Below are 18,162 nucleotides of genomic sequence, written 5' to 3' on the forward strand. Positions count from 1 at the left end.
GACTATTTTACGAAATTTAAACCGCGCATCTGGTATAATCGCGCTCCGACGAAAATGTTGCCCCCCGACCTGCTCAACACCCTCAACACCCCCCAACGCGAGGCCGTGACCCACGGCGCGGGACCGCTGTTGATCCTGGCCGGCGCGGGTTCGGGCAAGACCCGGGTGATCACCTACCGCATTGCGCACCTCCTTTCCGAAGGCGTGGAACCTTGGAACATTTTGGCCGTCACCTTCACCAACAAGGCCGCCGCCGAAATGCGCCGCCGTGTCGACGAATTGACCGGCGGGCGGGGGCGGGGCGTGTGGATTTCGACCTTCCACTCTTTTTGCGCGCAGTTTTTGCGGGTGGAAGCCCGCGCCGTGGGCCTGGACCCCCATTACGTCATCTACGACGACGGGGACCAGACCCAGGTGATGAAGGAGTGCCTCCGGGAGCAAAACCTGGATGAGAAAAAGTTCAAACCCAACCAGGTGTTGAACGTGATTTCCAGGGCCAAGGACGATTTGCTGGACTCCGATTCCTACGCCATCCACGCCCTGGCCCAGAACGACTCTTTTCGGGAGGTCGTGGCCAACCTCTACCGCGCCTACCAGAAAAAGCTGGTCAAAGCCAACGCGCTGGACTTCGGCGATTTGATCCTGCGCACCACCGTCGCCCTGCGGGACACCGCCGCCCTGCGGGAAAAATACCAGGCCCGGTTCCGGTACGTGTTGGTGGACGAGTACCAGGACACGAACCACGCGCAATATGTTTTGACCAAGAACCTGGTGGCCCCGCCGCGCAACTTGTGCGTGGTGGGCGACGACGACCAGTCGGTCTATTCCTTCCGGGGGGCGGACATTCGCAATATTTTGGAGTTCGAGCGGGACTACGCCAACGCCCGGGTGGTGAAGTTGGAGCAGAACTACCGGTCGACCCAGTCGATCCTGGACGCGGCGCACAACGTCATCAAGCGCAACCGGTTCCGCAAGGACAAGAAACTTTGGACGGACGCCCCCGGGGGGGAACCGGTCCGTTTCCGGGAGTTCGGCGACGAACAGGAAGAGGCGCGCACCGTGGCCCAGGAATCCTCGCGCCATCTGGCGGCGGGGCGTCGTCGGTCGGACATCGCCGTTTTTTACCGCACCAACGCCCAATCCCGCGTGCTCGAAGACGCTTTTCGGCGGGAGAACATTCCTTATGTGTTGGTGGGCAGCGTCCGTTTTTACGAGCGGATGGAGGTCAAGGACGTGTTGGCCTACCTGCGGGTCGCGGTGAACCCCGCGGATTCCGTGGCCGTGAAACGCGTCATCAACGTGCCCGCCCGGGGGTTGGGGAAAACCACCCTCGAATCCCTGGACCGCGTGGCGGCGGCGCGCGGGGTGAGTTTTTACGAGGCGGCCGTCGCCACCGCCCAGAACCCGGAGGCCCCCACGGCGGTCCGGGGGAACCTGACCAAATTTTTGGACATTATAAAGGGGCTTCGCGAAGCGGCGTTCCAAGCCACGGCGTCGGTCCTCGTCCAGCGCGTGCTCGAAGACGCCGGCTATTGGGCCCATTGGGAGAGCCAAACGGAATCCGACCCCGAGGCGGCGTTCCGCTTGGACAACTTGCAGGAATTGGTCAACGCCGCCAAGGAATTTGAGGAATCCTCGGAGGAGAAAACGGCCGCCGCTTTCCTTGAAAAAGTGTCGCTCGCCTCCGGGTTGGATGTTTTGAAGGGGGACGAGGGCGCCGTCACCCTCATGACCGTCCACCTCGCCAAGGGGCTGGAATTCCCGATCGTGTACGTCACCGGTCTCGAGGAGGGCTTGTTCCCCATCGGGGAGTCCGCCTTTGAGGAAAAAGAATTGGAAGAGGAGCGCCGCCTGGCCTACGTGGCCATCACCCGGGCGCGGGAGCTTTTAACGTTGACGTCCGCGGCCTCGCGCAAAATTTACGGGCGGTCCCATTGGAACACGCCCTCCCGCTTCGTCACCGAAGCCGGCCTGGTGGTGGAAAAGCCGGCGCGGGCCTTCGCGGCGCCCATCGCGGAACACGCGCCGCCCGCGGCCGGGCCGGTCATCGGGGTTTTCGATCCGGACGGGGAGGCTCTCCCGGCGGAGGGCGTTCCGGCGTCCGGCCCCCGGCCCCTTCGAATCGGCCAACGCGTCAAGCACCCGATGTTCGGGTCCGGAAAGATCCTGGACAAATCGGGGTCCGGGGAGAACGTCAAGGTGACGGTCCTGTTCGATTCCGGCGCGCGCAAGCAGATCCTGGCGCGCTACGCCAACTTCGAAACGGTTTAGAAACTGGTAAAATCCCTCCTCCCATGAGCCTGACCGAAAAAGACGTGAATCACGTGGCGCGCCTGGCGCGTTTGGCCCTGACGCCCGCCGAACGGGCCAACGCCCTCGGCCAGCTGGGGCGCATCTTGGAGCACATCCAGGCGCTGGCCAAGTACGACGTCACGGACGTTCCGCCCACCAGCCACGTGGTGCCCCTGGCCAACGTCTGGCGGGAGGACAAGGCCGCGGCCTTCGCTAACCCCGAATCCATTTTGGCCAACGCCCCCGACCGCGAAGACGTGTACTTTAAGGTGAAAAAGGTCATCGAATGAGCGCCGTGCACGGGCTCACCGCCCGCGAGATCGCCCGCCGCGTGCGGGCCCGGGAATTGAAGGCCGTGAACGTCGCCCGCGCCTTCCTCGACCGGGCCAAGGCCCTCGACCCGAAATTCAAAGTGTTCCTGTGCTTGACGGAGGAGGCCGCGTTGGCCCAGGCGCGCGGGGTGGACGACCGCATCGCCCGGGGCGAAGACCCGGGCCCCCTGGCGGGCGTGCCCGTGGCCATCAAAGACAATCTGTGCGTGACCGGGACCCGCACGACCTGCGCCTCCAAAATCCTCGAAAATTTCACCGCCAACTACGACGCCACCGTGATCGAAAAACTGCGCGCCGCGGGGGCCGTGTTCCTCGGGAAAACCAATTTGGACGAGTTCGCCATGGGGTCTTCAACGGAAAACTCGGCCTACTTCACCACCCGGAATCCCTGGGATCCGTCCCGGGTGCCCGGTGGGTCCTCGGGAGGCAGCGCCGCGGCCGTGGCGGCGCGCCTGGCCCCCGTCTCCCTGGGGTCCGACACCGGCGGGTCGATCCGCCAGCCGGCGGCCCTCTGCGGCGTCGTGGGACTCAAGCCCACCTACGGGCGGGTGTCGCGCTTCGGGCTTGTGGCCTTCGCCTCCTCCCTCGACCAAATCGGCCCTTTTTCAACGGACGTGGCCGACGCGGCGCTCGTTTTGGGGGTGATCGCCGGTCCCGACCCCAAGGATTCCACCTCCGCCCCGGTGCCCGTGCCGGATTTTTCGAAAGCGCTCGCCCGGGGCGTCAAGGGCCTGCGGGTGGGGTTGCCCCGGGAGTATTTCATCGACGGCATGGACCCCGCTGTGGAAAAGGCCGTTCGGGAAGCGGTCAAAACGCTCGAATCCCTCGGAGCCCAGGTGGTTGAAATCTCCCTGCCCCACACCGACGCCGGGTTGTCGGTCTATTACATTCTGGCCCCCTCCGAGGCGAGCGCCAACTTGGCGCGCTTCGACGGGGTCCGTTACGGCCACCGTTCCCCCCGGGCGGAGAACCTGCTCCAGCAGTACGAGTTGTCCCGGGACGAGGGGTTCGGGCCCGAGGTCAAGCGGCGGATCCTCCTGGGCACCTACGCTCTCTCCTCCGGTTACTACGACGCGTACTATTTAAAGGCGCAAAAGGTCCGCACGTTGATCAAGCGGGATTTCGACAAGGCGTTCGAGTCCGTGGACATCATCGCCACCCCCACGAGCCCCACGGCGGCTTTTAAGGCGGGGGAGAAATCCAACGATCCGCTGCAAATGTATCTGTCGGACGTGTTCACCATTTCCTGCAACCTGGCCGGGGTGCCCGGCCTGTCTTTGCCCTGCGGGTTCACGGCGGAGAATTTGCCCGTGGGCCTGCAGTTGTTGGGCAAACCCTTTGACGAAGAAACCCTGCTGGCGGCCGCCGCGGCCTACGAGAAGGCCACGGCCTGGGTGCGCACGCCGCCCTTGGCTGTTTGACCCCGCGGCGCGAGGTGTCGGCGGGCGGGGTGGTGGAAGGCCCCAACGGTTTTTTGATGATCCGGGTGCGCAATTTGGAGGGCCGCGAACTGTGGACCTTTCCCAAGGGCCATCTGGAAACCGGCGAATCGCCCGAGGACGCGGCCCGGCGCGAGGTGTGGGAAGAGACGGGCTGGCGGTGCCGGGTGGTGTCGCCCTTGCTCGACGTGCGCTATCGGTTTAAGCGGGGCGGAGAACCGGTGGACAAGGTGGTGCATTGGTTTCGCATGGCGCCGGAGGCTCATGACGGGACCCCGGACGCCGAGGAAGTCTTGGAGACAGCCTGGTGCGACATGGCCGAGGTCGCGCGCCGGGTGACGTACCCCTCGGACCGCGACATTTTGAAGATGTTAAAGGGAGAAAAATGACGACGTTTGAAGCGGTCATCGGCCTGGAGGTCCACGTCCAGATCAAGACGGAGAGCAAGATTTTTTGCTCCTGCCCCACCCCCTTTGGGGCCGACCCCAACAGCCAAATTTGCCCGGTGTGCTGCGGGTACCCGGGCGTCCTGCCCGTGTTGAACCGCCGCGCGGTCGAGGGCCTGGTGCGCGCGGCCCTGGCGGTGGGTTGCGCCATCAACCGGCGCTCGACTTTCGCCCGCAAGCAATATTTCTACCCCGACCTGCCCAAGAACTATCAAATTTCCCAGTACGACCTCCCGCTGGCCATCAACGGCGGGCTCGACATCGCCACGGGCGGGGCGCCCGCCCGTCGGATCCGCATCCACCGCATTCACCTGGAGGAGGACGCGGGCAAGCTCCTCCACGCCGTGGGCAGCCGCGCCCTGGACTATTCGCTCGTCGATTTGAACCGCACGGGCGTGCCCTTGATGGAAGTCGTCTCGGAGCCGGACCTGCGCTCGCCGGAGGAGGCGGGGGTCTACCTCGACACCCTGCGCACGCTGTTGCGTTACGTCGGCGTGTCGGACTGCGACATGGAAAAGGGCTCCCTGCGGTGCGACGCCAACGTGTCCATCCGCCCGGTGGGCGCGACGGCCCTGGGCACCAAGGCCGAAGTGAAAAACATGAATTCCATCAAAAGCGTGCGCGACGCCATCGCCCACGAGATCGCCCGCCAAATCGAGCTCGTCTCCTCCGGCGGGCGGGTCGTCCAGGAAACCCGCCTCTGGGACCAGGACACGGCCAGCACCCGCTCCATGCGCTCCAAAGAGGAGGCCCACGATTACCGTTACTTCCCCGACCCGGACCTGGTGCCCCTGGAACTGACGGACGCCTTCATCGAGGAGCAGCGGCGCGCCCTGCCGGAGTTGCCGGAGGCCCGCCGCGCCCGCTACCAGTCGGAACTGGGGCTGTCGTCCTATGACGCCGGGGTGTTGACGGGGGAGAAGGCCCTGTCCGATTATTTTGAAACCGCCCTGGGGCGCTTGGCGCCCGCCGAACGGAAAGACGCGGCCAAGCCCTTGACCAACTGGTTGACGACGGAGCTCCTGGGCCGGCTCAATGGCCTGAAGAAAACCATCGAGGAATCGCCCGTTTCTCCGGAACAGGTGGGGGCCCTGGTGCGCTTGGTTCAAAACGGCACCTTGAACAGCAAGGCCGCCAAGACCGTTTTCGACACGATGTTCACCGAAGGCGGGGACCCGGAGGCCATCGTCAAGGCGAAAGGGCTCGTGCAGGTGGACGACCCCGGGGCGATCGCCGGCTGGGTGGACGAGGTGATCGCGGCCAACGCGAAGATCGTCGCCGACGTGCGGGGCGGCAAGGCCAGCGCCGTCGGGGCCCTGGTGGGCCAAGTGATGAAAAAATCGGGCGGCCGGGCCAACCCCCAGGCCGTCCAACGCCTGTTGCAAGAAAAGTTGGCGGTTCCGCAAATTTAGTTCGTTCATAACGGAGGGTATTCCTATGAAAAAAATCGCTGGGTTGTTGTCTCTCTTGTTGGTCGCCGGGTGCGCCACGCCGGGCAAACGCACCGCCATCGGGGCGGGCGCGGGCGCCGCGGCCGGGGCCACCGTGGGGGCGATCATCGGTCACCAGTCGGGGAACCGCGACAAAGGCGCGTTGCTCGGTGGTGTGTTGGGCGGCCTTTTGGGCGGCACCATCGGCAATCGACTGGACAAACAGGCGCAGGAGTTGGCCAAGATCGCCGAGACCCGCCGGACGGAAAGCGGGATCGTCACCACCCTGAAAAACAACCTGTTGTTCGACACCGCCAAGGCGGACCTCAAGCCGGTGGCGGCCGACAGCGTGAACCAAATCTCCGATATCCTCAAGCAATACCCGGAGAACAAAATCATCGTGGTCGGTTTCACGGACGATCGCGGCAGCGACGCCTACAATCAAAACCTGTCGTTGCAACGGGCCCAGGCGGTCCGGTTGTCCATGGTCGGGCGCGGCGTGCCCGCCGCGGCCGTGGAAGCCGTGGGCATGGGCGAAGCGACCCCCGTGGCCCCCAACACCACCGAAGAGGGGCGGAGCAAGAACCGCCGGGTGGAATTGCAAATCAGCGCGGACCCGTCGAAAGTTAAATAACTGTTGTTGTTCAATATTTTTGACAAGGCCGCCCCCTGGATCGGGGGGCGGCCTTTGTATTTCCCCTGGACATTCGGGTCTTCCCGGGGTAGGGTTGGGGGGTCCCTCCGCTTCGTGGAAGAAACCAGCGCACTCATTCATCCCACACCACGAAGAATATTTCGCCGTCCGGAGGGGTCCATGGAAGTCGATCGCCGCAAAGCCTATCGCGTTCCTCTGCGCATTGAACACGGCCGCTTGGCCACTTTTTATCCCATCGGCCTGATCCGCCGGAACCGACCGCCCCTGGAAGGGGAGTTGGTGAATATTTCCACGGAGGGGTTGGGGGTTCTTTTTTACGATAAGGTCCGGCGGCGAAAGCAGTTCTGGATCCTTCTCGATCTCCCCGGCCCCCTGAAGGGGGTTCGCCTGCGCGGGAAGGTTGTTTGGGCCGAAAAGGATCCCGCCGGGACCCACGTGGGAATTCGCTTCCTCAAACCGTCCCCGGGCGTCGTCCAGGCCATCGCCCGCGTGGCCCACAATTACAAAGTCTGCGAAGCCAATATTTCCGCCGGCATCAAAGACGCCTGCCGACGGGACTGCGCCTACTGGGAGCTCTGCCGCAAACCCATCAAAATATCGATGTGAGGTGAGCCAATCTTGACGGTCGTCGGCGGGTGTTGTAGGATGGACCTTCTTATCCAGAGTGGGGGAGGGACAGAGCCCGACGAACCCACGGCAACCGCGGGGCGACCCCCCGCCGGTGCCAACGCCGGCCCGAATCGGGCACGATAAGAGAAACGCGCGCACCCCCGGGCTCTGCTTGGGGGTTTTTTATTTTGGAGAACCCACGATGTCGACGAAAATCAAAGGCTTGAAATGCAAGGAATGCGGGGAACTCTACCCCGCCAAGGCCATCCACGTCTGCGAGTTTTGTTTCGGGCCTTTGGAGGTCGATTACAATTACGATTTCATCAAGCGGTCCCTGACCCGGGCCAAAATCGAGTCCGGCCCCCACACCCTGTGGCGGTACTGGGACCTGCTTCCGGTGGACACCGACAACGTCGTCTCGATCCACGAGGGCATGACGCCGCTCTTCCACGCCAAAAACCTCGGCCGCGCCCTGGGCCTCAACAACCTCTTTATAAAAAACGATTCCGTGAACCCCACCTATTCTTTTAAAGACCGGGTGGTGAGCGTCGCCCTTTCGCGCGCGCGGGAGTTGGGTTTCGACACGGTGGCCTGCGCCTCCACGGGCAACCTGGCGGGCGCGGTGGCGGCCTACGGGGCGTCGGCGGGGTTCAAGACTTTCGTCTTCATGCCGGCCGATTTGGAGGCGGGCAAGATCGTCGGCGCGGGGGTTTACGATCCCGTGATTGTGGGCGTGCGCGGCAACTACGACGAAGTCAACCGCCTCTGCGCCGAAGTGGCCGACACGCACAAGTGGGCCTTCGTCAACGTGAACCTCCGCCCCTACTATTCGGAGGGGTCCAAAACCCTCGGGTTTGAGACCGCCGAACAACTCAACTGGCGGGCCCCCGACCACTGCGTCGTGCCCGCCGCGTCGGGGTCCCTGTTGACCAAGATCCACAAAGGCTTGAAAGAGTTCGAAATGTTGGGGCTCATTCCCAAGCACAAGACGCGCATGTCCGTCGCCCAGGCCGAGGGCTGCGCCCCCGTGGCCACGGCCATTCGTGAAAAAACCGACGTCGTTCGTCCGGTCCGCCCCCGCACGATCGCCAAATCCCTGGCCATCGGGAACCCCGCGGACGGGCCCTACGCCTCCCGCATCGTGATGGACACCCACGGCGCCACCGACACCGCCACCGACGACGAAATCGTCGAGGGCATCCGTCTTTTGGCCCGCACGGAGGGCCTTTTCACCGAAACGGCCGGCGGCGTGACCGTGGCCGTGTTGAAAAAGCTCGCGGCGAGTGGTAGGATCTCCACCGACGAGCTCGTGGTGGCTTACATCACGGGCAACGGTTTCAAAACGATGGAGGCCGTCGCCGGGCGCGTGGCGCCCGTGCACGAGATCGCGCCGCACCTCGCGGAATTCCGCGGGCTCTACGAACGCCTCGCGCGGCCCCCCGTTTGACCCAAGGAGACTTTCGATGGCCGCCAAAGTTCGCATCCCCGCCCCGCTGCGCCGTTTGACCAAAGACCAAGCCGTGGTCGACGTGGAGGGCGCGACCGTCGGCGAAATCATCGCCAACCTGGACAAGGGGTTCCCCGGCCTGAAAGAACGACTCTGCGACGAAACCGGCCAAATCCGCCGGTTCATCAACGTCTTCGTCAACGGCGAGGACATCCGCTTCAAGGACGGCGCCAAGACCACCGTGGCCGCCGGCGCCGAGGTCAGCATCGTCCCGGCGATTGCGGGCGGGGTTTCGGCCCTCTCAACAGGGGCCGCGCCCTGTCATCGGAGCGCCGCGCGGATGACGGGCGGGGTTTCGGCCCTCTCAACAGGGGCCGCGCCCTGTCATCGGAGCGCCGCGCGGAGGACGGGGGGCCGATGAAACGTCGGGTTCACCTCATTTTTCCCAAGGATCTCGTGCAAAAGCCCCTCACCTGGGAGCTGTCCAAAAAATTTGACATCGTGTTCAACGTCCGTCGCGCGAAGATCACCGAAACCGCGGGGGAGAGCGTGCTGGAGCTGGAAGGCGACGCCGCCCTCCTCGACGCCGCCACCGCGTGGCTCAAAAGCCAGGGGGTCAAAGTGGAATCCGTGACCCACGACACGCTGGAGGGTTGACCGCTTTCGCCGCCGTCCCGGGCCCCAATTTGCCGTTGCCGCACGATCGCCCAGGGGGGGAGGAGTCGTGAGTTCGGACGTTCTGGTCCTTAACCGGCGTTTCTACGCCATCCATGTCACCTCGCTCAAGCGGGCGTTGACACTGCTTTACCTCGACCACGCCCAGGTGGTCGACGCGGAGTACCGCACCTACACCTTCGACGATTGGCGCGCCCTCTCCGCCTCCCGCGCCGAACACCCCACCGGCGTCATCCGCACGCAGCGGTTTTCCTTGGCGATCCCCGAAGTGATCGCTTTGCGCGTTTTCGACCGGTTGCCCCAGAGTCAAGTCAAATTCACCCGCCGCAACATCTACGACCATTACGGGCATCGTTGTTGTTACTGCGGGGAGAAATTCTCCACCGAAAATTTGAACCTCGATCACGTGGTTCCGCGCAGCCGCGAAGGGTCGACCACCTGGGAAAACATCGTCACCTCCTGCATCCCCTGCAACCTCAAAAAGGCCAATCGGACCCCGGCGGAAGCGGGCATGCGGTTGCTGATTCAGCCCACGCGCCCCCGCTGGAAAGGGCCGGCGTCCCTCGTCTTTAAATCCAATTTCAAAGTGCGCCAGTCCTGGCAGCGGTTCGTGGACAACGCCTACTGGCACAGCGAGTTGGAGCGCTGACATGAGCGGCACGGTCCTGATCGTCGAAGACGACCCCTCCATCCGGGAGGTGATGGCGGAGGCGTTGGCGGCCCAGGGCCACAGCGCCATGGTGGCGGCCTCGGGCGAAGAGGCTTTGACGCTCCTGGAGATCCGCCCCGTGGACTTGGTGATCATGGACCTGCGCATGCCCGGGATGAACGGCGTCGAAACCGCCATCGCCATGAAGCACCGTTGGCCCCACCGCCCCATCATCCTGTGCACCGTGTGCGAGGAGTGGCGGGTCCGCGATCACATCGGACGGTCCATCCAGGCCTACCTGCCCAAACCCTTCACCTTCCACCAACTCAAGGACACCGTCGAAACCACCCTCGCCGGGGTTTCTTGATTGACAGGCGTCTTGAGGAACTTGTAAGCTTCGCCCTTCGCGATCGTAAATACAGCCATGTCCGAACCCACGAACGAACCCAAAGACAGCGCCCCTCTTTTAAACCCGGAGCTGACCCGCCGCGGCTTGCTGGCCGGGGCCTGGGCGGCTTTCGGCGCCTTTGTGGCGGGCAGTCTGGGCGCCAGCGCGCGCTTCATGCTCCCGAACGTCCTCTACGAACCCTCGCAACGGTTCAAAATGGGGAAAGCCCTCGACCTGCCCCTGGGCGTCACGATCAACAAAAAAGAACGGGTGTGGGTCGTCCGGGACGAAAAAGGCGTTTACGCCCTTTGGTCCCGCTGCACCCACCTGGGGTGCACCCCGAACTGGTTCCCCGCGGAATCGCGGTTCCGCTGCCCCTGTCACGGCTCTAATTTTAATGTCGACGGCGACGTGGTCGCGGGCCCCGCGCCCAAGCCCCTGTGGCGCTGCGCGGTGGATGTGACCCCCGACGGCGATCTCGTGATCGATAAATCCCAAATGGAAAACCGCCCCGGGTTCCGTGAAAAGGGCGCCTTCCACCTGGTCGTCTGATGCTCTCCCTCCAAGAAGCCAAAGACAAACTCATCAACAGCCAGATCTGGCGCTCCATGTTCCGGGGCGGCACCTGGAAAGACACCTCCCGCGACCGCGCCCAGCACATTCTGGGCAACGTCTGGCTGCACCTGCACCCGGCGCGCATTCGCCAGCGCGCGGTGCGTTTCACTTACACCTGGGGTCTGGGCGGGCTCTCCTTCGGCCTCTTCATGATCCTCACCCTCACCGGTCTCCTTTTGATGTTTTATTACCGGCCCTCCGTCGAATTGGCCTACCGGGACATCAAAGACCTGGAATTCGCCGTGTCCCTCGGCGTTTTCCTCCGCAATTTGCACCGCTGGAGCGCCCACACCATGGTGCTGTTGGTGATCCTGCACATGGTCCGCGTGTTCCTGACGGGGGCCTACAAAACCCCGCGCGAATTCAACTGGGGAATCGGGGTCGTTCTTTTGGTGGTGACGCTCTTCCTCTCGTTCACCGGGTACCTGTTGCCCTGGGACCAGCTCGCCCTCTGGGCCGTCACCGTCGGCACCAACATGGCGAGCGCGACCCCCTTTGCGGGGGCCGAGGGCCCCTTCTCCAATTTGCTGGGCGTGACCAACGCCAACGACGCCCGCTTCGCGCTCTTGGGCGGCACGTCCGTGGGCGCCAACACGCTCATTCGCTTTTACGTTCTGCACTGCGTGGCTGTCCCGTTCGTGGCCGGCGTGCTCATGATCGTCCACTTCTGGCGGATTCGCAAAGACGGTTTCTCCGCGGCGCCGCTCCCCGGGGACGCGCCCGAGAAGAAGATGGAAGTCTGGCCCAATTTGGTTGTTCGCGAATACATCGGCGCGGTGTTGATGCTGGTGTTCTTGATCGCCTGGTCGATCCTTCAGAACGCCCCCCTGGAAGAACTGGCGAATCCGGGCGTGACCCCGAACCCGTCCAAGGCCCCCTGGTACTTCCTGGGCCTGCAAGAGTTGTTGGTGTATTTTGATCCGTGGCTGGCCGGGGTCGTTCTGCCCGGGGTGATCGCCATGGGCCTCATGGCCATTCCCTACATCGATCCGGACGCCAAGCGGGGCGTCGGTTACTACTCCATCAAGGAACGGCCCTTCGCCAGCACGGTATTTCTCTTCGGCATCGCCCTCTGGTTCCTCCTGATTTTCATCGGGACCGTGTTGCGCGGTCCGAACTGGAGCTGGTACTGGCCCTGGGAGTCCTGGGAGATTCACAAAGCCCTTCCCCCGCCGTCCTGGAGCCTCATTCTCGTCGACTTGACGGACAAGGCGGGCGTCTTCTTCACGAGCCAGAAAACGCCGGGGGTCCGCGTTCCCGGTTTCTTGGGCATCGCCGCGGCCCTGGCCGCCGCCGGCGGGTTGATCGGCGCCTATTTCGGGGCCGGCCTGGCCTTGCCCCGGCTGATCAAGAAAGAGTGGTCTTTCCGACGGGCGTTGTGGGTGACCGCGGTCGCCTCCCTTTTCGTGGGCGTGGCGGCGAAGGTCGGCCACGTTTTTCTCCGTCATCACGATTTCATCGGGAAAAACATTCCCCAATTCGGCCCGACGGAAATCGCCTACGTGGCGGTGGTGTTGTTCATCGTCGTGGTCATCGGGTTCCTTCTGCCCCAGAAATATCTGCGCGCGTCGCCCTTGAGCCCCGTGCAGTACGTCACCACCATGCTCCTGCTTTTGATGATGCTGGGGGTGATCCTTAAAATGGGCGCCCGGATGGGCTTTAACATCAAGTACATTCTCAGTTTGCCGTCGATCAATTTGAACCTATGAGCGTCAAGGAATTGCTCCTCACGCGCTATTTCACCCTGCGCAACCTCTTCGTGGGCGGCAACGTCGTCCTCGTTCTGCTGTTGGCGGCGGCCGTGGTGAAGGACCAGCGCCGGGAATGGAAAGAGGTTCAAAAGGAATTTTACGCCCGGGAATTCAAGCGCCTGAAAGAGGAAAAAAAGAACACCCCCGACGCCGCCCACGTGGACAAGCACCTCGCCCTGCTGCGCGGCCAGGGCATCAAATTGCGTCAGTTGATGGTGCCCGCGTTGGACCGCTACGACCGATGCATCACCTGTCACTTGGGTTACGACACGGGGATCGCCCCGACGCAAACCACCGTTTACGACGACCCCCCGCACAAGGCGCGGCCCAGCGCGATCCACGCGTCCCACCCGGCGGATAAATTCGGTTGCACGGTGTGCCACGAGGGCCAGGGCCTGGCGACCACGGCGCGGGCCGCCCACGGCCCCGTCAAGCATTGGGAAGAACCGATGAGGAAGGGCGCGGTGCTGGAAGCCTCCTGCGCGAAGTGCCACAGCAATCTGTGGGACGCCGCGGCCATGCCCTTCACGGACAACTGGCGCAAGGGCGAGGCCCTTTTCCAGAAAATCGGCTGCATCGGCTGCCACCAGATCCACGGCCAGGGCGGCCCCATCTCCGTGGACTTGGCCGAGGAAACCGCCGACAAGCCCCTTTCCCGGATTGATTTCAGCTTCACGGGCCTTCCCCACGAGGACCGGACGCTGGAAAATTGGATTCGGCTGCACTTCGTGAAGGACCCGTGGACCCTTGTTCCCGGCGACCCGGAAGGCCTGCACAACGACGAGCCGGTGCCCCCGTCGGGCATGCCGTTCTTCAGCCTGTCCGCCGAAGAGGCCGACGCCTTGACGACGTACGTGTTGTCCCTCGGCGGGGACCGCATCCCGGCCGAATTCCTGGCCCCGGCGAGCCCCCGCCCCGCGCCGGTGTTCCGCAACGCCATCGAGCGCGGCCGCGCGGTGTACGTGAAATACGGCTGCGGCGGCTGCCACGCCCCCGACGGGACCGGGGGGATCCGCAATTTCAACTACGTCAACGACACGGAACCCAATTTGGTGAAGGTCGTCGGCACCTACACCCGTCACGAGCTCCAGGAGAAAATCGAGAAAGGCGTGTCGCCCGTGGACAAAAAAGATCCCAAGGGCCCGACCCCCTCCCTGTACATGCCGGGGTGGAAGGAAAAGATCAAAGGCCAGGAGATGGACGACCTGTTGACCTATCTGTTCAGCATTGCGGAAAAAGACGAGGACTGGTAAGCTTAATAAGAAGGGGAACGGAGGAATCCTATGAAAAAAACCATTCAATTTCTCATGACGGTGTTGGCTTTGACCGGGAGCGCGGTCTTCGCCGCGGACACCGCGTTCGAGGCCGAACGCAAAAAAGCCCTCGCCAGCCCCTACGCCAACGATTTCGGGCCCGAAAAACTGACGGACGCCCAGCTCGCCGCCTACCCCGCGGAGCACGTGAAAGCCTACAAAGAGGTGCTGCTCGTCAAATGCGCGAAATGCCATTCAGCGGCCCGGCCCTTGAACAGCCAGTTCTTCGAGGTCCCTGGCAAGAAAGAAGAGAAGGCCGCCAACTTGGTTCGCCTCCAGGGCGCCAACAAAGACATGTTCAAAAACCCCGCCGTCTGGCAGGTGGAAAACGACATTTGGCAGCGCTACGTGAAGCGTATGATGGCGAAACCCGGTTGCGAAATCTCCGAGCCGGAGGGCAAAGCGGTTTACCGGTTCCTCGTGTACGACAGCGAACAGCGAAAATCCGGCAAGAACGCCGCCGTCTGGAAAGCCCAACGCGAAAAACTTCTGCTTGATTTCAAAGCCAAGAACCCGGCCCGTTACAAAGAGCTTTACGAGAAATAAATCCATGCCCCGTGTCCTCGTCGCGGACGACGAAGCAAACATTCGTGAACTCGCCCGGGCCGTCCTTGAGCGGGGGGGCTACTCGGTTGTGGAAACCGCCACCGGGCCGGCCACGCTGGAGCTGTTGCTCCGGGAAAAAGTGGACATGCTCCTCCTGGACGTGATGTTGCCCGGACTCGACGGCCACTCGATCCTTCTGAAAATGTCGGCGAACGCGTCCCTCAAAAACTTGCCGGTCATCGTTGTGACGGCGTTGGAGTTCACCCAAGACATGTTTTCAAAATTCAACCAAGTGAAGGGTTTCCTCTCGAAGCCTTTCACGCCCCAAGACCTCGAACAGGCGGCGCGCCAGGTGGCGCCCGTTTCCCTTTAACCGTGGCTGAGGAAAAATTCGACGCGATCGTGGTCGGGGCCGGCCCCGCCGGCACCGCGGCGGCCATCACCATGGCGCGCGCCGGGCTCAACGTGGTTTTGCTCGAGAGGGGCGATGTCCCCGGAGCCAAAAACGTGCAGGGCGCCGTGCTGTACACCAAGATGCTCGATGAGATCGTCCCCGGGTTCTGGAAGGAGGACGGGAACCCCATGGAGCGGCCGATCACCGAACAGAAAATTTGGGTTCTCTCCAAAGACTCCGCCTTCCAAGTGGGTTTCAAATCCGAAAAATGGTTGCAGGAACCCCACAACTGCTACACCATCATCCGGGCCAACTTCGACAAATGGTTTTCCAAGAAAGCCGAGGAGGCGGGCGCCCAGCTCTTCACGGGCGTGACCGTCCGGGAAGGCATCAAAAAAGACGGCAAAGTGGTCGGCGTCAAAACCAGCGAGGGGGACGAACTTTACGCGGATGTGGTGATCGCCGCGGACGGCGTCAATTCCCTCTTGGCCCAAAGCCTGGGCCTTTTGGACGAGTGGAGTTCCGACGAAGTGGCCCTGGGGGTCAAAGAGGTCCTGGCGTTGCCGCGGGAAAAGCTGGAAGACCGATTTAATCTCGAGCGGGGGGAAGGCACCACCATCGAGATGTTCGGCGACAACACCCAGGGCATGCTCGGCTACACGTTCCTGTACACGAACAAAGAATCCATTTCCTTCGGCATCGGCGCCAAACTGTCCCATTTCCAGAAAACAGGCGTCCGGCCTCCGGATCTTTTGGAGTACGCCAAGAACCACCCCATGGTCCGACGTCTGTTGAAAGACGCGAAGCCCCTGGAATACTCCGCCCACCTCATTCCCGAGGGGGGCTACAACTCGATGCCGCCGCTTTACGCCGACGGGTTTTTGATCGCCGGCGACGCGGCCCAGATGGTCAACCCCTCCCACCGCGAGGGGTCGAACCTGGCCATGTCCGCCGGTCGCATGGCCGGGGAAACCGTGATCGAGGCGAAAAAGAAGGGGAATTTCTCGGCGGCGACCCTGTCGGCCTACCAAACCAAATTGCGCAATTCGTTTATCCTCCCCGATCTTTTCGACCACAAAGATCTGGAACCTCTGATCGAGAAGCACATGGAGCTCGTCAACCAAGGCCCGGAGCTGTTGGCCCAGGCGGCCTTGGACTATTTCGCGGTGGACGGACGCGCCCGGCGGGATGTGCAAAAGGCGATCCTTCAACGGGTGATGCGCAACCCCGCCGTCAAGGAACTGGCCAAGACCGAATTGACCCTTAAAAACGAATTCACCCTGATGAAACTCGCGCTCAAGATGCGCGTGCTTCTCTGGAAAATGACCCACGGGGGATAAAGGGACACTATGCCCGATTTGCCCAAAGTGAACGTCGATGAAAAGCTCGGGACGCTGACCTACAAGGCGGACCACCAGGCGCACATCACCATCAAAAGCGCGGACGTGTGCCACGACCGTTGCCACGACCGCCCCTGCACGACGATCTGCCCCGCCCAGGTGTACCGGTGGGAAGACCCCCAAAAGAAACTCGTCGTCTCCTTTGAAAATTGCATCGAATGCGGCGCCTGCCGCATGCTCTGCCCCTTCGACAACATCCAATGCCACTGGCCCCGGGGCGGTTTTGGGGTCCAGTACCGCTACGGCTAAAAGCCAATAAAAAACCCGCCTCGGTTTCGGGCGGGTTCATTGATTCCCCAACAATTCGGGTTAACCCGGATTCCGCAGTTGATCGCGAGGACCGAGACGGAAAAGACCGCCCTTTTTACGAACAAAAAAGTGCAGTCCGTAGCAGGGACTACGGGCAAACTTTTTTGTGAAGGAAAGAGGGCCGGATTTTCCGTCGAATCCCGCGACGCAACTGGGGAATTCGGGTTAAAGTTCAGCCGCCGTTGTTCGTTGAAGCGGGCGTGACGTGGACTGCCCCGGAGGCGCCGGGCGGGGCTATCGGCAGAGCGGACCCTTGGTAATTCAGAAAACTGTCAACGGTCCTCTTGAGTCCCCCGTAATCAAAACCGAGGGTGAAACTCCAATAACCCGAAGTTTTCGTTCGGAAATTAAGGCTGTAGGTCCCCGCGATCAAGGGGTCTTTGGTCAATTGGGTGATGACGACGGGGTCGGGACCTTTGGACACCGTGCCCGTCACCGTCAAAGTGGCCGTGTCGATTTCCACGTCAAATTCTTTGGTCAGGGCGGCGACGTTGCCCAATTGCAGGTTGTCCACGGGGCCCAGGTCCGTGTCCAGGGTAAACGTGACCGTAACATCCGGAAAGTGGGAAAGGTCGTAAGTCCCGCTAAAGGACGTTAGGGCCGTGGCGCCCGCGGGAGGGGTGCCCGTCAATCCGTCGTTGAAACGATCGCAGCCGCTGCCCAAGATCAGGAGGAGAGCCGTCGCCGCTGTTTTTTGAAATGGCGTCATGGTTACTCCTCGATCCGGTCCGGGATCCAATAGGCCAACCCCAGTTGATAGCTGATGTGGGTCGCCCACTCCCCGTGCTCTTTTTTAAGCGCGTGATACCGGACTTCCGGAATCAAACGAATGGGACCCAAGCAGGGAAGCATAAAACCCGCCGAACCGTTCAAGCCCATGTACGTTTCACGCTGCTTGATTTGCCCCAGCGAGGAGAAGGCCGGGTGTTCGGATTTAATCACGTCCTGGTAAACGCCGATGCCTCCCCCCAAAAACGGCACCCAACGGAGATGATCGGGTTTTCCCTTGAACCGGGTCAGACGATACAGGACGCTGAAGTCGATGGAATAAATGTCCTCCATGACCCCGCGGACCTCCTTGGGAGCTTCCAAGGGGAAATAGTTGAACGAGATTCGCCCCACCAGTTTGTCGGCCCAATTGGGAAATTGGGGGAGAGGGGGCCTCACATAAAGATCCAACCCCCCACTGGCGAAGCTTTCGAACCGGGGGTACCCGTCCAGCGGGTCCAGATAACCGCCGTAGAGGGCGGGGGAAAGTACCCAACTCGATTTGGTTTCCGATTCTTGCCACTTTTTTACGAGATCGTCGTCTTCTTCTTCGAAGGCCCGCAGGGGCGCGGTGGAGAACAACGCCAGAAAAGCGAGGGCCGCAAGCGACGAGCGCCGAGCGGCGCGTCGCGTGCGGCACCGGCGGTCTTGGGTCCGCGTTGTTGAATCGTGATGTGAGAAACCCAAAGCCATAGCGAATTCAA

At 62.5% G+C, this 18,162-nt stretch carries 21 protein-coding genes and 1 riboswitch; of the genes, 19 read left to right on the top strand and 2 right to left on the bottom strand.

The window, feature by feature from the left end:
- The first annotated feature begins 54 nt into the window (after positions 1 to 54).
- The 19 genes from IPI56_03635 to IPI56_03725 all read left to right on the top strand — a co-directional run bounded on the left by IPI56_03635 (position 55) and on the right by IPI56_03725 (position 16,630).
- The gene (locus tag IPI56_03635) at positions 55 to 2,271 is read left to right on the top strand and encodes a UvrD-helicase domain-containing protein (GenBank protein MBK7544832.1); all 2,217 of its coding nucleotides are present in this window, start codon (positions 55 to 57) and stop codon (positions 2,269 to 2,271) included.
- A 23-nt stretch (positions 2,272 to 2,294) separates the two neighbouring features.
- Positions 2,295 to 2,582 carry an Asp-tRNA(Asn)/Glu-tRNA(Gln) amidotransferase subunit GatC gene (gatC, locus tag IPI56_03640; GenBank protein MBK7544833.1) on the top strand — a complete coding sequence of 96 codons (288 nt, stop codon included), beginning with the start codon at positions 2,295 to 2,297 and terminating at the stop codon, positions 2,580 to 2,582.
- Positions 2,579 to 4,045 carry an Asp-tRNA(Asn)/Glu-tRNA(Gln) amidotransferase subunit GatA gene (gene gatA, locus IPI56_03645; protein ID MBK7544834.1) on the top strand — a complete coding sequence of 489 codons (1,467 nt, stop codon included), beginning with the start codon at positions 2,579 to 2,581 and terminating at the stop codon, positions 4,043 to 4,045. The genes gatC and gatA overlap by 4 nt, the downstream gene beginning before the upstream one ends.
- On the top strand, positions 4,042 to 4,452 hold the full coding sequence (locus IPI56_03650) for an NUDIX domain-containing protein (protein ID MBK7544835.1): 411 nt from the start codon (positions 4,042 to 4,044) through the stop codon (positions 4,450 to 4,452). The genes gatA and IPI56_03650 overlap by 4 nt, the downstream gene beginning before the upstream one ends.
- Positions 4,449 to 5,921, top strand: coding sequence for an Asp-tRNA(Asn)/Glu-tRNA(Gln) amidotransferase subunit GatB (gatB, locus tag IPI56_03655; GenBank protein ID MBK7544836.1), 1,473 nt, complete (start codon positions 4,449 to 4,451; stop codon positions 5,919 to 5,921). Before IPI56_03650 ends, gatB begins: the two co-directional genes overlap by 4 nt.
- 25 nt (positions 5,922 to 5,946) lie before the next feature.
- Entirely contained in the window at positions 5,947 to 6,573 is a 627-nt protein-coding gene (locus IPI56_03660) for an OmpA family protein (GenBank protein ID MBK7544837.1), read from the top strand.
- 180 nt (positions 6,574 to 6,753) lie between these two features.
- Positions 6,754 to 7,200 (top strand): PilZ domain-containing protein, encoded by a 447-nt coding sequence (locus IPI56_03665; GenBank protein ID MBK7544838.1) that lies wholly within the window; start codon positions 6,754 to 6,756, stop codon positions 7,198 to 7,200.
- Between the two features lie 46 nt (positions 7,201 to 7,246).
- Positions 7,247 to 7,350, top strand: a riboswitch (SAM riboswitch).
- A gap of 55 nt (positions 7,351 to 7,405) precedes the next feature.
- A complete protein-coding gene (locus IPI56_03670; GenBank protein MBK7544839.1) occupies positions 7,406 to 8,650 on the top strand; it encodes a threonine synthase in 1,245 nt (414 codons plus the stop codon).
- Positions 8,651 to 8,666: 16 nt separating this feature from the next.
- The gene (locus tag IPI56_03675; protein ID MBK7544840.1) at positions 8,667 to 9,071 is read left to right on the top strand and encodes a MoaD/ThiS family protein; all 405 of its coding nucleotides are present in this window, start codon (positions 8,667 to 8,669) and stop codon (positions 9,069 to 9,071) included.
- Positions 9,068 to 9,307: an NIL domain-containing protein gene (locus IPI56_03680; protein ID MBK7544841.1), complete on the top strand. Its 240-nt coding sequence runs from the start codon at positions 9,068 to 9,070 to the stop codon at positions 9,305 to 9,307. Before IPI56_03675 ends, IPI56_03680 begins: the two co-directional genes overlap by 4 nt.
- A 67-nt stretch (positions 9,308 to 9,374) precedes the next feature.
- The gene (locus IPI56_03685; GenBank protein MBK7544842.1) at positions 9,375 to 9,974 is read left to right on the top strand and encodes an HNH endonuclease; all 600 of its coding nucleotides are present in this window, start codon (positions 9,375 to 9,377) and stop codon (positions 9,972 to 9,974) included.
- Between the two features lies 1 nt (position 9,975).
- Positions 9,976 to 10,341 carry a response regulator gene (locus IPI56_03690; GenBank protein MBK7544843.1) on the top strand — a complete coding sequence of 122 codons (366 nt, stop codon included), beginning with the start codon at positions 9,976 to 9,978 and terminating at the stop codon, positions 10,339 to 10,341.
- 57 nt (positions 10,342 to 10,398) lie between these two features.
- On the top strand, positions 10,399 to 10,914 hold the full coding sequence (locus tag IPI56_03695) for a Rieske 2Fe-2S domain-containing protein (protein MBK7544844.1): 516 nt from the start codon (positions 10,399 to 10,401) through the stop codon (positions 10,912 to 10,914).
- Complete coding sequence (locus IPI56_03700; GenBank protein MBK7544845.1) at positions 10,914 to 12,686, top strand: cytochrome bc complex cytochrome b subunit; 1,773 nt, start codon at positions 10,914 to 10,916, stop codon at positions 12,684 to 12,686. The genes IPI56_03695 and IPI56_03700 overlap by 1 nt, the downstream gene beginning before the upstream one ends.
- Entirely contained in the window at positions 12,683 to 13,981 is a 1,299-nt protein-coding gene (locus IPI56_03705; protein ID MBK7544846.1) for a cytochrome c, read from the top strand. Before IPI56_03700 ends, IPI56_03705 begins: the two co-directional genes overlap by 4 nt.
- Positions 13,982 to 14,011: 30 nt before the next feature.
- Entirely contained in the window at positions 14,012 to 14,587 is a 576-nt protein-coding gene (locus IPI56_03710; protein MBK7544847.1) for a hypothetical protein, read from the top strand.
- Positions 14,588 to 14,591: 4 nt separating this feature from the next.
- Entirely contained in the window at positions 14,592 to 14,960 is a 369-nt protein-coding gene (locus IPI56_03715; GenBank protein MBK7544848.1) for a response regulator, read from the top strand.
- Between the two features lie 2 nt (positions 14,961 to 14,962).
- A complete protein-coding gene (locus IPI56_03720) occupies positions 14,963 to 16,321 on the top strand; it encodes an FAD-dependent monooxygenase (protein ID MBK7544849.1) in 1,359 nt (452 codons plus the stop codon).
- A 27-nt stretch (positions 16,322 to 16,348) separates the two neighbouring features.
- On the top strand, positions 16,349 to 16,630 hold the full coding sequence (locus IPI56_03725; GenBank protein MBK7544850.1) for a 4Fe-4S dicluster domain-containing protein: 282 nt from the start codon (positions 16,349 to 16,351) through the stop codon (positions 16,628 to 16,630).
- Positions 16,631 to 16,862: 232 nt separating this feature from the next.
- Here the strand turns inward: IPI56_03725 and IPI56_03730 are convergent, their stop codons facing one another.
- Both IPI56_03730 and IPI56_03735 read right to left on the bottom strand, forming a co-directional pair.
- Positions 16,863 to 17,399 (bottom strand): hypothetical protein, encoded by a 537-nt coding sequence (locus IPI56_03730; protein MBK7544851.1) that lies wholly within the window; start codon positions 17,397 to 17,399, stop codon positions 16,863 to 16,865.
- Positions 17,400 to 17,401: 2 nt separating this feature from the next.
- Positions 17,402 to 18,151, bottom strand: a complete 750-nt coding sequence (locus IPI56_03735; protein ID MBK7544852.1) for a hypothetical protein — start codon at positions 18,149 to 18,151, stop codon at positions 17,402 to 17,404.
- Between the last annotated feature and the right edge of the window lie 11 nt (positions 18,152 to 18,162).

The organism is Elusimicrobiota bacterium (assembly GCA_016706425.1).
Classification (GTDB): domain Bacteria; phylum Elusimicrobiota; class Elusimicrobia; order FEN-1173; family FEN-1173; genus JADJJR01.

Bases quoted from the DNA above. Each gene is read 5' to 3' on its own strand.
- gatB (MBK7544836.1), top strand. From the start codon at position 4,449: ATGACGACGTTTGAAGCGGTCATCGGCCTGGAGGTCCACGTCCAGATC.
- IPI56_03690 (MBK7544843.1), top strand. From the start codon at position 9,976: ATGAGCGGCACGGTCCTGATCGTCGAAGACGACCCCTCCATCCGGGAG.
- IPI56_03675 (MBK7544840.1), top strand. From the start codon at position 8,667: ATGGCCGCCAAAGTTCGCATCCCCGCCCCGCTGCGCCGTTTGACCAAA.
- IPI56_03680 (MBK7544841.1), top strand. From the start codon at position 9,068: ATGAAACGTCGGGTTCACCTCATTTTTCCCAAGGATCTCGTGCAAAAG.
- IPI56_03715 (MBK7544848.1), top strand. From the start codon at position 14,592: ATGCCCCGTGTCCTCGTCGCGGACGACGAAGCAAACATTCGTGAACTC.
- IPI56_03700 (MBK7544845.1), top strand. From the start codon at position 10,914: ATGCTCTCCCTCCAAGAAGCCAAAGACAAACTCATCAACAGCCAGATC.
- IPI56_03635 (MBK7544832.1), top strand. From the start codon at position 55: ATGTTGCCCCCCGACCTGCTCAACACCCTCAACACCCCCCAACGCGAG.
- IPI56_03660 (MBK7544837.1), top strand. From the start codon at position 5,947: ATGAAAAAAATCGCTGGGTTGTTGTCTCTCTTGTTGGTCGCCGGGTGC.
- IPI56_03705 (MBK7544846.1), top strand. From the start codon at position 12,683: ATGAGCGTCAAGGAATTGCTCCTCACGCGCTATTTCACCCTGCGCAAC.
- IPI56_03670 (MBK7544839.1), top strand. From the start codon at position 7,406: ATGTCGACGAAAATCAAAGGCTTGAAATGCAAGGAATGCGGGGAACTC.
- IPI56_03665 (MBK7544838.1), top strand. From the start codon at position 6,754: ATGGAAGTCGATCGCCGCAAAGCCTATCGCGTTCCTCTGCGCATTGAA.
- gatC (MBK7544833.1), top strand. From the start codon at position 2,295: ATGAGCCTGACCGAAAAAGACGTGAATCACGTGGCGCGCCTGGCGCGT.
- IPI56_03730 (MBK7544851.1), bottom strand. From the start codon at position 17,399: ATGACGCCATTTCAAAAAACAGCGGCGACGGCTCTCCTCCTGATCTTG.
- IPI56_03695 (MBK7544844.1), top strand. From the start codon at position 10,399: ATGTCCGAACCCACGAACGAACCCAAAGACAGCGCCCCTCTTTTAAAC.
- IPI56_03735 (MBK7544852.1), bottom strand. From the start codon at position 18,151: ATGGCTTTGGGTTTCTCACATCACGATTCAACAACGCGGACCCAAGAC.
- IPI56_03710 (MBK7544847.1), top strand. From the start codon at position 14,012: ATGAAAAAAACCATTCAATTTCTCATGACGGTGTTGGCTTTGACCGGG.
- gatA (MBK7544834.1), top strand. From the start codon at position 2,579: ATGAGCGCCGTGCACGGGCTCACCGCCCGCGAGATCGCCCGCCGCGTG.